We start from the raw sequence: 13024 nt of genomic DNA, 5'->3' as shown, positions 1-13024 counted from the left end.
AAGGCTGGGAAAACCCAACCTTGTCCTACAAGATGCTAATTGCCGGGATCGAACCGGCGACCTCATCCTTACCATGGATGCGCTCTGCCAACTGAGCTAAATCAGCGTACCTATCTAATATATCATGTAGATAGGTGCTTGTCAATATCCTTTCTCATTTTTTTGCAAAATAATCTTCCTTAGTCAGATAGTAATGGACCCGCATCACAATGCGGCCTTTCTCATGTTTATCTAGTGATGCATAAGGCTCTTCGTGGGAATATTTCATACCAGACTTGACCATAACCCGGCCAGATGCTGGATTATCCACATCGTGCAGCGCTACAAGTTTGTTCATCCCGATTTCCTCAAAAGCCAACTTGATGACTGCGCGATTGGCCTCTGTCGTATAGCCCTGATTCCAGTATTTTTTATTGATTACATAGCCGATAGCCGCTGTTTTCAAGTCCAGCCTGATCTTATGCAGGTCAATAGTCCCGATGAATTTGCCGCTTTCCTTCATTTCTATTCCCCAGCGCCCCAGAGGATTGGCCAGATAAAAGAGAGCGATATTATTGCGTGTTTCTTCCAGGCTTTTGTTAGTCTCAAAGGTATAGCGAGTATTTTCTTCATCCGAAGCATACTCAAACATCGCCGAGGAATCGTCCAAGGTCACTGGACGCAGAATCAGCCGCTCAGTTTCCAGTCTTGCATGACGGGCCAGCTTGACATAGATATTTTCCATCGGGGCCTCCTATTTTTTCTTAACAGAATAGCACAATTCACTAATGAAAGCAAACCACTCCGATTTTTTCTTGATTTTTGAAGCGTTTTCATATACAATAAAAACATCTTAAAAAAGGAGCATATTTTTTATGTTAATCGGTATTCCAAAAGAAATCAAAAACAATGAAAATCGTGTCGCTCTGACACCAGCTGGTGTTCACAGCCTCGTTGGTAAAGGCCATGAAGTGCTGATTGAGACAAATGCAGGGCTGGGATCTGGTTTTACAGATGCAGACTATGAAAAGCAAGGTGCAAAAATCGTCCCTACTGCTGCAGAAGCTTGGGCAGCTGAGCTAGTGGTCAAGGTCAAAGAACCTCTGGCAGCTGAATATGGATTCCTCCGTGATGACCTCTTGCTCTTTACCTACCTGCACATGGCTGCCGCTCCTGAGCTAGCAGATGCTATGACCAGTGCCAAGACGACTGGTCTGGCCTACGAAACTGTCCGCGATCAAGATGGACAACTGCCACTCTTGGTACCTATGAGTGAGGTGGCTGGTCGGATGGCGGTCCAAATCGGAGCCCACTTCCTGACTAAGCGTGAAGGTGGATCTGGTGTACTTCTTGGCGGTGTTCCGGGTGTTCCGAAAGGAAAAGTAACCATCATCGGTGGCGGTGTCGTTGGAACTCATGCCGCTCGCATCGCTCTAGGACTAGGTGCTCAAGTGACTATTCTGGATATCAGCGCTAAGCGTCTGTCTGTCCTAGAAGATGTCTTCGGCCATCAAATCCAGACCCTCATGTCAAATCCTTTCAATATCGAAGCTAGCGTTCGAGAGGCAGATGTCGTGATCGGTGCCGTCCTCATCCCTGGTGCGAAGGCTCCAAAACTGGTGACAGACGATATGGTTAAGCAAATGCGTCCAGGCTCTGTCATTGTAGACGTAGCCGTTGACCAAGGCGGTGTCATTGAAACAGCCGACCGCGTAACGACTCACACCGAGCCTGTCTATGAAAAACATGGTGTTCTCCACTATGCAGTTGCTAATATTCCTGGTGCCGTAGCCCGCACTTCTACTATCGCCTTGACCAATGTCACCCTTCCTTATATTGAAGCCTTGGCAGAGAAAGGCTTCAAACAAGCCATTGAAGATGACCAAGGCCTGCGTCAAGGTGTCACAACCTACCAAGGCCACATCACCAGTCAGCCAGTTGCAGAAGGCCTCAACAAGGACTACACATCTATTGACGAACTCGTTTAGTCGAACATTTCGACTTTAAAATCAATCGCACAAAAAGAGCAGAAATAAATCTGCTCTTTTCGTATGTTATTAGATAAAAATCAAATTCTTCCTTTAGTAATACCTCTTTAGCTTTTCTTGATTTTCTTTGAAAAATTCCTCTAGCCATTCCATACCATAGGCATGACTAAAACCTTCTAAAAGAACAGAAAAATCAATCGTATCAAAGCCCAACTTTCTCAGGTCCTCAAAGGTTTTGAATGGGGAATGAAAATCTTTGTATTTGATAATAGCTCCGATATCTTTCAAATCCTGCTCTCTAATGCTAATCATTTTCATCCCTAAAACATATTCAATCGGAACCATTAAAACCGTTAAATGACTAAAAGTATATAAGGTCTCACATAAGTCAACCGCAGGTTGCTTGTTCATGCTCGCTACATTATTATTGAGCCAAAGTTCTTCATGAGTATTGAGGTTAAATCGTTGTCCTACTCTCGCAATAATCTCATTGATTTTTTGGTTTTCTTGGTAAAAAGCATCTACATCTTGCGTTGCTCGCAAGCCATGATGTTCCAAGACATAGCCCCCAACACAGATAATAGTTAAAGTAAGATTGGCTTGGGCCAATTCTTGATTTAAGGCTTCAAAAACTGGTTTCATTTTATCCATGCTTATATCTCTCCATCAGCTCTTGAACATTTGTTAACTTAGCAGGTTTGTTTAAAGAAACTACATACTCATGCGTTGGAGTGTGTTCTTGTAGAGCATATTTCAGACTAACCTTTTGAAAATCTGTCAACTCTTTTGAAGACAACAAACGTTCCACATCTTTGTCAGTCAAATAAGAACTATCTTCAAAAATAACCTTTCTAAGGTAACGAAACCAATGACTGGCGTTAAACCTTGATTGCCTAGAAGCATTAATCATGTAATCATACCAATCCATCTTCTACCTCTTTTTAAAATTCTATCTTTCCTGATAATCACTTTTAATCATTTTATAAACCTTAAAAATTCTATATCATGGCCGATGTGAACTGATATTTAGTTCTCTTATTCCATTTCTTCTGGCTCAGTTGCTGCCTCTTTAACAGGAGTTGGTTCATAAGCTCGGATAATCTCCGCCACCACTGGATGGCGAACGACATCCTTAGCTGAGAAATGCACAAAGTCGATCTGGGAGATGTTCTTTAATTTCTCCTGAGCATCAATGAGGCCCGACTTAACATTGCGAGGCAGGTCAACCTGACTGATATCTCCATTGACAATCATCTTGGACTGAAAGCCGAGACGTGTCAGAAACATCTTCATCTGCATGATGGTGGTGTTCTGAGCTTCGTCTAGTATCACAAAGGCATCATCCAGCGTCCGCCCCCGCATATAGGCTAGGGGAGCAATCTCAATGATTTCTCGCTCCATAAGGCGAGTCGTCTGGTCCTTACCCAAAATCTGATACAAGGCATCATAGACCGGACGCAGATATGGATCCACCTTTTCCTTAAGGTCACCAGGCAGAAAGCCCAAACTCTCACCAGCTTCTACTGCCGGCCGCGTTAAGATGATTCGCTTGACCTGACCACGTTTAAGAGCTGTCACCGCCAAAGTCACTGCCAGAAAGGTCTTCCCTGTTCCGGCTGGCCCGATACCAAAAACAATATCATGATTTTTAACACTGTCTACATAGATTTTCTGGCCAAGTGTCTTGACCCGAATCGGCTTGCCATAGCTGTCCTTGATAATCTCTTCTTCGTAAAGAGCTACAAACTTATCAATTTCATCATTTTTGACCATGGTAATGGCTGTCACAACATCGGGTGTCCCGATGGTCATGCCACGATTGACCAAGACCAACAGAGCCTGAATGACCTGTCGAGTCTCTTCACAGGCAGCTTCCGTACCTAAAATCTGCACAATCTCGGTTCGGGCGTGAATAGTTACCTTCAATTCCTGCTCCATTAGGCGCAGATGGCGTTCATTAGAGCCAAAGAGATGAAAGGCATCATCTGGATGGCCCAGTTTCAATTCTACTGAATGTTCCTGCAAACAAAGAACCTCTCTATTTTATTTTTTTGAATGAATTATCTTTATTATATCAAAGCAAGCAGAAAATGACTATCCCTAGCCACTATCCACTTAATGGGCCTGATACTCTTCCCAAATAGCATCGAACTCACCAAGGTTAAAGGAAAAATTTGCATGCTCCTCTAGAAAACGACTGACCTCATCAAAATCATCCGTATGCTTGGGAAAGGCCGTATCCTGAAAAGCCAAATCCGCCAAAATAGCCTTGGGCTCCTTGCTCTTAGGATTGCGCTCTGTCATCAGCCAGCTGTAAAAAGACTTTCTCATAGGTTCCTTTCATTTCTTTAAGACAGTATCCTTCCAAGCATCAGCTCTAGATACGTGATTCTTTATCCTCACACCAACTCCGTTCCGGTCGGATCCTGCTTGATTTTACCAGCTTTCATCAGCCCACCCAGAGCTTTTTTAAACTGACCTTTGGAAATGCCAAAGGTAGACTTGATGTCGTCTGGTGAAGACTTGTCGTTCAAGGTCATAAAGCCGCCATTGCTCTCCAGATAGGTTAGAATCATCTGGGCATCGTTTTCCAGCATTTCAAAGGAACGAGGCTTGAGGGAGAGGTTAAGGGTGCGGTCTACTTCACGGAAGCCAATTACCCGTGCGTCCAAGACTTGCCCTAGACGTGGCTCTGCATAGCGCTCACTCGGATGAATGAAGCCCAGCATATTATTCTCCGGCAGGTAGACAAAAGTACCAGAAAGCTTGAGCCGATAAACGATGGCTGGCCAGTTTTGGTTCTGCATGTTATTGTAGGCAGGACGGGCCAGACGCTGGAAATCCTCTTGATAAGCCAGTTGGCCCCAGATGCGATCTTTCTTGTCCACATCCAGACGGATATAAAGGCGATCACCCTTCTTAGGCCAGAGTTCCTTGATTTCTGGCAAGATGTCAAGTGACACGACGATTTGCTTATCAGGCAGACCGGTATCGACAAAGACGCCTAGATCCTTGCGAACCTCCGTTACTGTTCCCCAACCAAACTGCTCTTGGGTTGCTGTAACTTCGAGAGTTGTCAAACGAAGCTTCTGCTTCATATCGCTGTAGGCAAATCCTTTGACAGACTGACCCAGCTCATGCGCCCCCTCTTCCTTAGAAAGAGCGTAAACCTGACCATCCTTTTGAACAAAGTAAAAGCGATCATTTTCATCCGTGATGATACCCACGATGAAGCTAGCAAGATTTGTATTCATATAGACCTATTTTCTACCTTGCTTCTTCAAACCGGGCAAGGATTTTTGATTTTAAAACAACTCAGTCAGCCAAAGCCAACTGAGTTTTGATTCTGATAAAAATGTTAAACTTCTAAAAGTTCTTTTTCTTTATTTGCCGTCATCTCATCGATATGTTTGACAGCATCATCCGTTACTTTTTGAATATCCTTTTCCAAGGTCTTCAATTCATCTTCAGTGATTTCTTTAGCTTTTTCCTGCTTCTTAGCTTCATCCATAGCATCGCGGCGGATGTTGCGGATAGCAACTTTAGCATTTTCACCGACCTTTTTCACTTCTTTAGCCAAATCACGGCGAGTTTCCTCTGTCAGAGCTGGAATGACCAAACGAATCACAGAGCCATCGCTGGCTGGCGTAATACCCAGGTCAGAAGCATTAAGCGCACGCTCAATGTCCTTGATAGAAGACTTGTCAAAAGGTGTCACCAAAAGAACACGCGCTTCCGGAATCGTAATCGAAGCGATTTGGTTGAGCGGAGTTTCTACTCCATAGTACTCCACATGGATGCGGTCCAAAAGGCTGGCATTGGCGCGGCCTGCACGGATGCTGCCAAATTCACGAGCCAGACTTTGGTGCGAGTGGGTCATTCTTTCTTTTGCTTTTTCTACAATTGCATTTGCCATGAGTTTCTAATCTCCGTTCTTATAAATTATTTGATACTGTTGTTCCGATTTGCTCACCGATAACAACGCGTTTGATATTGCCCGGCTCATTCATGTTAAAGACAACCAAGTCAATGTCATTGTCCATAGACAGGGTCGAAGCCGTCGAGTCCATAATCCGCAGTCCCTTGCTGATAACATCCCGGTGGGTCAGTTCATCAAACTTAACAGCGGTCTTATCCTTCTTAGGATCGGCATTATAGACACCGTCCACGCCATTTTTAGCCATGAGAATCGCATCTGCTTCAATCTCTGCTGAGCGCAAGGCAGCGGTTGTATCGGTTGAAAAATAAGGAGAACCAATACCTGCACCGAAAATGACGATACGGCCTTTTTCCAGATGACGAAGAGCCCGACCTCGGATATAAGGTTCAGCTACCTGCTGCATAGCAATCGCTGTCTGCACGCGCGTATCTACACCGACCTGCTGCAGCGAATCCGCCATTACCAGCGCATTCATGACAGTGCCCAACATACCAGTATAGTCGGCCTGCACACGGTCCATGCCCGCTTCCGCTGCCGGCTCACCCCGCCAAAGGTTTCCACCTCCGATAACCAGAGCAATCTGAACTCCCAAATCGTGAACTTCTTTGATTTCTTCCGCCATCTTCTGAACAGTTTGAATATCAATACCAACGCCTTTTTCACCGGCAAGAGCTTCACCTGACAACTTAATCAAAATACGCTTATACTTAGGTTCTACCATTTTTTTACTCCTTATTTTATCTGTACTATTTTACCACATTTTGTGATTTTTATATAGTTAAATCACTGAAATTTTTCTTTTTTCCTTTTAGTAAAATAGCAGAGCAGGCAAGCTCATTTCACAGAAAAACCAGCCCCATCATCAGATAGGACTGGGAATGAATATTTCAATCATCTTTTACAAGGTCTACTCACTGCTTGACCGACTGTTTCTTTTCTCGTTTAGCTAAGAGTGGCAGGATGACACCCAGACTGATCAAGACGATTGGCGTCAGGATATTTGTCAAGAGAGAGAATTGCCAGCCAGCTGGGTCTTTGGCAAAGTCCACTTTCGGAACCATCCCTAAAATGCAGGCAAAGGCTGTAAAGAGGAAGCACCAAGCTCCGATGGCAAAGCCAACTTTTGGATTTTTGGTAAACTTGTACTCGGCATCCTTGTACTTCTTCCAGGCCTTGTTCAACATCATGTAGGCCAGGAATACCCAGAGATACCGCATTGGCATAACAATGGAGTTGAGGTTGGTCATCCATTTGACTAGGCCGTCAATTTCTTTGATTCCAAAGATAGGCAGAATAATCAAGAAGCTAACTAAAATCCCTGTCAGGATGTAACCGTTAATGAGGACTCCTTTTGATGTTCTCTTGCGCAGCCAACTTGGGACAAACTCTTCATCAGCATTATTGAGCATGATTTGCAGAGGCGCGTCAATAGAGAAAGCCAGTGCTGCAATCTGTCCAACCATATTGGTCAGGGCATAGATGACTACTAGTACATTGCCCACTCCCCAATAGTTGCCCAGCTTTTGGAAGGCTTGATAAGCACCATTTCTCATCAGGTCTTCAGGAATATTGCTGCCATCAAAAAGCATGCCCATAGCTATAGAGCCTAGGATAGCAGATGCACCAACCATGACAGCCATGACAATCATCCCCTTTGGAAATTCCTTGGCTGGATTGCGTGTTTGGTTAACGTAAGGAGATATTTTCTCAGCCCCGCCGACCGCAAAGACTAAGAGGGAGATAGTCGTGAAATAAGAGAAGTCAAAGTTGGGAATGTAAGTGCTAAGCTTATCCATATTAGCCGTCGCAAACTGCATGTCAGGTTTGATAAAAGGTGCCCCGACTGCTAAGAGGACAAAGAGGAAAGACATGATGAGCATGGCACTTCCTGCCAAGCCCCCAATCACCTTGAGCGTGGACAGCCCCTTGGTAGACAAATAGAGAAAGGCACCGAAAATCAGCAAGCTAAGAATAACGATCCAGTGAATATCAAGACTGCTCAAAAAGTCTCCATTTCCCTGAATTGCCCAGCCCAACGGGATCAAAACTCCCTGAGGTTTCTGAGCTAGATAGGGAATATGCACCACCCAGTAAGTCCAGGCCGCGAAATAAGCCAGCCGCTTGGTAGAGGTTTTCTCCACCCAGTCACTGACACCGCCTCCGCTCTCCTTAAAAGTCGAGCCTAGCTGCCCCACGATGAGGGCATAGGGAATAAAGTAAATAGCTAGGATAAGAATCCAAGAAACAATTACAGAAATGCCTTGCTGGGAGTAGTTATTAACTACATTGCCCAGACCCCAGACCATATTAAAAGCAATCAGAGATACCATCAGCCAGGTTAGCTGGTTCTGATCTTTTTTCATGACACCGTCTCCTTTTATTATAAAATAAATTGATTCGATATTATTATAACATGTTTCTATGAGTTTGTAATCGTTATCAGCATTTTTATTTCAAAAAAAGAACTACCCGAAGGCAGTTCAATTTAATTCTTAAAGTGAGTTTACGTCAACCTTGATACCAACACCTTGTGTAGTAGTGATAGTCAGGTTGGTTACGTAAGTACCTTTAGCAGTAGCTGGTTTCGCTTTTTGGATTGTGTCGTTGAAAGCTTTGAAGTTTTCAACCAACTTGTCAGCTTCAAATGAAACTTTACCAATGATAGCTTGTACGTTACCTGCACGGTCTGCACGGTAAGTAATCTTACCACCTTTAGACTCTTCAACTGCTTTTGCAACGTCCATTGTTACAGTACCAGTCTTAGGGTTTGGCATCAAGTTACGAGGTCCCAGGACACGTCCAAGGCGACCTACAAGAGCCATCATGTCAGGTGTAGCGATTACTACGTCAAAGTCCAACCAACCGTCGTTGATTTTTGCAACGAGGTCATCTTCACCAACGAAGTCTGCACCAGCAGCTTTCGCTTCTTCTGCTTTAGCACCACGTGCGAAAACAAGAACACGTGAAGTTTTACCAGTTCCGTTTGGCAATACCATTGCGCCACGGATTTGTTGGTCAGCTTTTTTAACGTCGATGTTCAAGTTGTAAGCAACTTCTACAGTTGCATCGAATTTTGCAAAGTTAGTTTCTTTTGCAAGTGCTACAGCTTCTTCTACGCTGTATGCTTTTGTGCTGTCGATTTTTTCAAGAGCAGCACGAAGTTGTTTGCTTTTTTTAGCCATTTTATCTTTCTCCTTGTAAGTGGTTCAATCGATTTTCATCTCCCACGTCACTCGTCAATCTGATCAAGTGTAGTGCGGGCAAATGGGACGAGCGTTATTGATTAGTCAACAACAGTGAATCCCATAGAACGAGCAGTACCTTCAATCATACGCATTGCAGACTCGATGTTTGCAGCGTTCAAATCTGGCATCTTAGTTTCAGCAATTTCTTGTACTTGCGCACGAGTAACTGTTGCAACTTTCGTTTTGTTTGGCTCACCAGAACCTTTTTCAACGCCTGCAGCTTTCTTCAACAGAACAGCAGCTGGCGGAGTCTTAGTCACGAAAGTGAATGATTTGTCTTCGTATACTGAGATAACAACTGGAATAATCATACCAGCTTGATCAGCTGTACGAGCGTTGAACTCCTTAGTGAATCCCATGATGTTGATACCGGCTTGACCAAGCGCAGGACCAACTGGTGGAGCTGGAGTAGCTTTACCAGCAGGGATTTGCAATTTTACAAGTTTTTCGATTTTTTTAGCCATTTTTAAATCCTCCTTTGTGGTTTTGGCGGTAAATAAAGATTTTTACCTCCCACAAGTATGCTTTTCGCATACCTTTCTATTATACACTAAACTTTGTTAAATGCAAGGAATTTTATCTTCTTTTTTGAATTTTTTGTGGTAAAATAATCTTATGACACTATTAAAGATTGCTTCGATTTTATTTATCTTTTTAACATTGATTTTAACCACTATTACAGTGCGAGTTTTTCAATTAAGAAAATACGGTTTAAACTTTGCGGACTTGGCTTTTCCGCTTTTTGTTGTGGAATTTTATATCATTTCAGACAAGGCCTACTATCATAGCTTGCTGCCCCAGCTGACTCTAGCTCTCTCAGTTCTCGCTATCGCCATTACCATCTATTTTCTCAAGAAAAAACGGAGCTTCTACTATCCTAAGTTCTTTAAGTTCTTCTGGCGAGCAGGTTTTCTTCTGACCTTCTTCATGTACCTAGCCATGGTCATCGGTCTCTTTTTGTAACAATGTAAAATAAAACCCATCGGTCATAAGATAGCCGATGGGTTTTTCATATGTGAGATTTACAAGTCCTTCTTTTGCCGTGAAAGAAGAATCTTACGATGCTCCTAGTCTTATTCATGAATCTCCAGAGGCAGGCCATCCGGATCAAAGAAGAAAGCCATCTTACGGCCGTCGAAGTCGTCATAGCGCAGCTCGGTATGAGGAATCTTTAAACGATCAAATTCCGCTAGCGTTTCTTCGACATTTGTCACTCGGAAGGCCAGATGCCGTAGACCTGTATGCTCAGGATGCGGCAGGGCTGGCCGCTTGGGAGCTTCTTCCTTGATAAAAATTTCCAGAGTCAGATTTCCCTTGCGGACATTAAAGAGAATATCCTGCTTGTCTGGCCGATGGTGTTCATCCAGCTGCTCAAAGCCTAGCTTATCCACATAAAACTCCCTGGTCTTGGCATAATCATGACCAATGATGGCTATATGGTGAATGGTGTCTAGTTTCATACTTTTTTCCTTTCCTTGGTAAGTAGAGAAAATCTGCCGGCTGACTGCTGGCAGATTTGTTTTTATCAAATGATTTTCTTGCTGGCAGACTAGTGAAATTAGGATCAATTCGTCTGCAAAACTTTTCTCGGCTTGGTTCCCTCGGCTGGTCCGATAACACCCGCTGCTTCAAGTTCTTCCATGAGACGAGTGGCCCGGTTAAAGCCGACTGAGAGTCGCCGCTGAATCATAGATGCGCTAGCTTTCTGAGTCTCGATAACCAAGGCCTTGGCTTCTTCAAAGAGAGGATCACCTTCATCGTCGCCCCCGCCAGTATCCAAATCACTTTCAGATACTTCACCAGGATCAAAGCTATCATCATAATCAGCTTCAGCTTGATTCTTGACGAAGGCTACGATTCGCTCCACATCTTCGTCTGAGATAAAAGAGCCCTGCAAACGAACCGGATGGTTTTCATCAATAGGCTTAAAGAGCATATCCCCACGACCCAAGAGCTTTTCTGCTCCATTTTCATCCAGAATGGTCCGACTGTCTGTCCCGCTGGACACAGCAAAGGCAATCCGAGAGGGCACATTAGCCTTGATTAGACCCGATATAACATCTACTGATGGCCGCTGGGTAGCCAGAATCATGTGAATCCCAGCCGCACGCGCTTTTTGTCCCAACCGGATAATGGCGTCTTCCACTTCCTTGCTGGCCACCATCATGAGGTCAGCCAGCTCATCCACGATAACAACGATTAAAGGCAGGGGCACCTGCTTGTACTCTGACTGGGCATTGTACTCAGCAACCTTAGCATTGTAGCCAGCAATGTTACGGGCACCGACCTTAGAGAAGAGTTCATAGCGATTTTCCATTTCGTCTACAACCTTCTGCAATGCACGACTGGCCTTGCGTGGATTGGTCACAACAGGGATAAGCAAGTGGGGAATGTCATTATAAACGGACAGCTCCACCATCTTAGGATCCACCATCATAAACTTGACTTCATCCGGTCTGGCTTTCATGAGAATGCTGGCAATAATACCGTTGACGGCCACAGATTTACCAGAGCCAGTAGAGCCAGCCACCAAGAGATGGGGCATCTTAGCCAAGTCAAAGGAGCGAACGGAGCCGTTGACAGCCTTACCAAGTGGGATTTCTAGAAGCTTACTAGCATCCGTCTTAGACTGCTCCCAGAGTTCTCGGAAAGTCACGGTCGCAACTTCAGAGTTGGGCACTTCAATCCCGACTAGGGATTTTCCAGGAATCGGCGCTTCAATCCGTACATCCTTGGCAGCTAGGGCAAGAGCCAAGTCATCAGCCAGATTGGAAATCCGATTGACCCGAACACCAACAGCTGGCTTGACCTCGTACTTAGTGACGGAAGGTCCGATTTCAGCCCTCTCAACAGCAGCCTTTATCCCAAAACTAGCAAAGGTCTCTTCCAAAATTTTGATATTATCTCGAACAATGCGCTTTTCTTTGGACTGATTCTTAGGCTTGTCGGGCGCAAAGAGGTTGATGGTCGGCAGCTTGTAGTCCAGACTTTCCTTGGCGGTAAAGTCCACTTCAACGTCTACGTCCGCCTCATCCGTCTCTTCTTCGCGACCAAAGTCCAGAGGCTCATGAGGGTCATACTCTCCTAGTTCCTCATAGTCTGCCTCGTCAAAGTCCACAGCTGTATCTGACAAGTCCTCGTCATCTAAAATCTCTCCCGTTTCAGGATCCACTTCAGCTTCTTCTTGCTCTACTTCAATGGCTTGCATAGCTGCCTGTGCAGCTTTCTCTTCCTGCTCCAAGAAACGAAGCTGTCGCTTTTCTTCCTGCTTTTCTCTCCAATTTTGAAAGGCTGCCATAGCCTTTTCTGAAATATCATAGATAGACCACGGGCTCATAAGGAGACCGCCCAAAAGAATGAGCAGCAGGCCGAAGAAATAAGAACCGATATTTGAAAAAAGGAAAGAGATAGGTGCGTATAAGAGAGAGCCCAGCAGGCCGCCTCCCGCGAAGGAGCTAACCTTAAAGGCTGTCAAATCAGTCAAGACCCTGCCTAAAGTTGTAGATAAGACTGCTGCCCCTTCTAGCTTCAACACACTGACAAAATAAGCTTGGAAGATCAACTCCAACCCTAAAAAGAGGCTGATAAATCCTGAAACCGTCCCCTCGTGCTTGTGCAGCCACTTGAAAAAAAAGAGATAGCCAAAGCTGGCCAGAATAGCCAGATAAGCCAAGCTTCCCACCAAGAGGCGAATCATATTATAAATGGTAACCCCAAAGGCGCCCAGCTTTATCGCTGCAAACAAAAGAATAAGAGCCAGCACAAAGGTGGCAATCATTCTCTTTATTGCTTTTTGTCTTTCTAATTCTGCTTTTGTCGGCCGGCGAGTTGTCCGGCCTTTTTTCGTGTTTTTCTTAGTTGCCATAACCCTT

General features: G+C 44.6%; 15 protein-coding genes and 1 tRNA gene. 2 read left to right on the top strand and 14 right to left on the bottom strand.

Annotated elements, in window-relative coordinates:
* Positions 1-33: 33 nt before the first annotated feature.
* Both J1C91_RS03765 and J1C91_RS03760 read right to left on the bottom strand, forming a co-directional pair.
* A tRNA-Thr gene (locus J1C91_RS03765) sits at positions 34-106 on the bottom strand.
* A gap of 48 nt (positions 107-154) precedes the next feature.
* On the bottom strand, positions 155-724 hold the full coding sequence (locus J1C91_RS03760; RefSeq protein ID WP_002909249.1) for a GNAT family N-acetyltransferase: 570 nt from the start codon (positions 722-724) through the stop codon (positions 155-157).
* 130 nt (positions 725-854) lie between these two features.
* Here J1C91_RS03760 and ald point away from each other — a divergent pair, with 130 nt between their 5' ends.
* The gene (ald, locus tag J1C91_RS03755; protein WP_002909248.1) at positions 855-1967 is read left to right on the top strand and encodes an alanine dehydrogenase; all 1113 of its coding nucleotides are present in this window, start codon (positions 855-857) and stop codon (positions 1965-1967) included.
* 93 nt (positions 1968-2060) lie between these two features.
* Here ald and J1C91_RS03750 read toward each other — a convergent pair whose 3' ends face one another.
* The 10 genes from J1C91_RS03750 to rplK all read right to left on the bottom strand — a co-directional run bounded on the left by J1C91_RS03750 (position 2061) and on the right by rplK (position 9616).
* On the bottom strand, positions 2061-2618 hold the full coding sequence (locus tag J1C91_RS03750) for a DUF6036 family nucleotidyltransferase (RefSeq protein WP_002909247.1): 558 nt from the start codon (positions 2616-2618) through the stop codon (positions 2061-2063).
* Positions 2611-2895 carry a hypothetical protein gene (locus tag J1C91_RS03745; protein WP_002909246.1) on the bottom strand — a complete coding sequence of 95 codons (285 nt, stop codon included), beginning with the start codon at positions 2893-2895 and terminating at the stop codon, positions 2611-2613. Before J1C91_RS03745 ends, J1C91_RS03750 begins: the two co-directional genes overlap by 8 nt.
* Before the next feature lie 107 nt (positions 2896-3002).
* Positions 3003-3992, bottom strand: coding sequence for a PhoH family protein (locus J1C91_RS03740; protein WP_002909245.1), 990 nt, complete (start codon positions 3990-3992; stop codon positions 3003-3005).
* 90 nt (positions 3993-4082) lie between these two features.
* The gene (locus J1C91_RS03735) at positions 4083-4298 is read right to left on the bottom strand and encodes a YozE family protein (protein ID WP_002894860.1); all 216 of its coding nucleotides are present in this window, start codon (positions 4296-4298) and stop codon (positions 4083-4085) included.
* Positions 4299-4366: 68 nt separating this feature from the next.
* Entirely contained in the window at positions 4367-5221 is an 855-nt protein-coding gene (gene cvfB, locus J1C91_RS03730; RefSeq protein ID WP_002909244.1) for an RNA-binding virulence regulatory protein CvfB, read from the bottom strand.
* 104 nt (positions 5222-5325) lie between these two features.
* Positions 5326-5883 (bottom strand): ribosome recycling factor, encoded by a 558-nt coding sequence (gene frr, locus J1C91_RS03725; protein ID WP_002894858.1) that lies wholly within the window; start codon positions 5881-5883, stop codon positions 5326-5328.
* 19 nt (positions 5884-5902) lie between these two features.
* Positions 5903-6628, bottom strand: coding sequence for a UMP kinase (gene pyrH / locus J1C91_RS03720; protein WP_002894857.1), 726 nt, complete (start codon positions 6626-6628; stop codon positions 5903-5905).
* A gap of 190 nt (positions 6629-6818) precedes the next feature.
* Positions 6819-8270 (bottom strand): APC family permease, encoded by a 1452-nt coding sequence (locus tag J1C91_RS03715; protein WP_002909243.1) that lies wholly within the window; start codon positions 8268-8270, stop codon positions 6819-6821.
* Positions 8271-8399: 129 nt separating this feature from the next.
* Positions 8400-9089 (bottom strand): 50S ribosomal protein L1, encoded by a 690-nt coding sequence (rplA, locus tag J1C91_RS03710; RefSeq protein WP_002894855.1) that lies wholly within the window; start codon positions 9087-9089, stop codon positions 8400-8402.
* A gap of 101 nt (positions 9090-9190) precedes the next feature.
* Positions 9191-9616 carry a 50S ribosomal protein L11 gene (gene rplK, locus J1C91_RS03705; RefSeq protein ID WP_002909242.1) on the bottom strand — a complete coding sequence of 142 codons (426 nt, stop codon included), beginning with the start codon at positions 9614-9616 and terminating at the stop codon, positions 9191-9193.
* 151 nt (positions 9617-9767) lie between these two features.
* Here rplK and J1C91_RS03700 point away from each other — a divergent pair, with 151 nt between their 5' ends.
* A complete protein-coding gene (locus tag J1C91_RS03700) occupies positions 9768-10115 on the top strand; it encodes a DUF3397 domain-containing protein (protein WP_002897148.1) in 348 nt (115 codons plus the stop codon).
* 110 nt (positions 10116-10225) lie between these two features.
* Here J1C91_RS03700 and gloA2 read toward each other — a convergent pair whose 3' ends face one another.
* Positions 10226-10612, bottom strand: coding sequence for an SMU1112c/YaeR family gloxylase I-like metalloprotein (gene gloA2, locus J1C91_RS03695; protein ID WP_023916518.1), 387 nt, complete (start codon positions 10610-10612; stop codon positions 10226-10228).
* Positions 10613-10716: 104 nt separating this feature from the next.
* On the bottom strand, positions 10717-13017 hold the full coding sequence (locus J1C91_RS03690; RefSeq protein ID WP_002909240.1) for a DNA translocase FtsK: 2301 nt from the start codon (positions 13015-13017) through the stop codon (positions 10717-10719).
* Positions 13018-13024 lie beyond the last annotated feature (7 nt).

This window comes from Streptococcus sanguinis (genome assembly GCF_050222175.1).
GTDB lineage: Bacteria > Bacillota > Bacilli > Lactobacillales > Streptococcaceae > Streptococcus > Streptococcus sanguinis_M.
This window is presented reverse-complemented; position numbering and strand designations above follow the sequence as displayed.

Excerpts from the sequence above, each read along its gene's own strand:
- gloA2 (WP_023916518.1), bottom strand. The coding sequence starts at position 10,612 with ATGAAACTAGACACCATTCACCATATAGCCATCATTGGTCATGATTAT.
- cvfB (WP_002909244.1), bottom strand. The coding sequence starts at position 5,221 with ATGAATACAAATCTTGCTAGCTTCATCGTGGGTATCATCACGGATGAA.
- frr (WP_002894858.1), bottom strand. The coding sequence starts at position 5,883 with ATGGCAAATGCAATTGTAGAAAAAGCAAAAGAAAGAATGACCCACTCG.
- rplA (WP_002894855.1), bottom strand. The coding sequence starts at position 9,089 with ATGGCTAAAAAAAGCAAACAACTTCGTGCTGCTCTTGAAAAAATCGAC.
- J1C91_RS03750 (WP_002909247.1), bottom strand. The coding sequence starts at position 2,618 with ATGGATAAAATGAAACCAGTTTTTGAAGCCTTAAATCAAGAATTGGCC.
- J1C91_RS03745 (WP_002909246.1), bottom strand. The coding sequence starts at position 2,895 with ATGGATTGGTATGATTACATGATTAATGCTTCTAGGCAATCAAGGTTT.
- J1C91_RS03715 (WP_002909243.1), bottom strand. The coding sequence starts at position 8,270 with ATGAAAAAAGATCAGAACCAGCTAACCTGGCTGATGGTATCTCTGATT.
- J1C91_RS03735 (WP_002894860.1), bottom strand. The coding sequence starts at position 4,298 with ATGAGAAAGTCTTTTTACAGCTGGCTGATGACAGAGCGCAATCCTAAG.
- pyrH (WP_002894857.1), bottom strand. The coding sequence starts at position 6,628 with ATGGTAGAACCTAAGTATAAGCGTATTTTGATTAAGTTGTCAGGTGAA.
- rplK (WP_002909242.1), bottom strand. The coding sequence starts at position 9,616 with ATGGCTAAAAAAATCGAAAAACTTGTAAAATTGCAAATCCCTGCTGGT.
- J1C91_RS03760 (WP_002909249.1), bottom strand. The coding sequence starts at position 724 with ATGGAAAATATCTATGTCAAGCTGGCCCGTCATGCAAGACTGGAAACT.
- J1C91_RS03690 (WP_002909240.1), bottom strand. The coding sequence starts at position 13,017 with ATGGCAACTAAGAAAAACACGAAAAAAGGCCGGACAACTCGCCGGCCG.
- ald (WP_002909248.1), top strand. The coding sequence starts at position 855 with ATGTTAATCGGTATTCCAAAAGAAATCAAAAACAATGAAAATCGTGTC.
- J1C91_RS03700 (WP_002897148.1), top strand. The coding sequence starts at position 9,768 with ATGACACTATTAAAGATTGCTTCGATTTTATTTATCTTTTTAACATTG.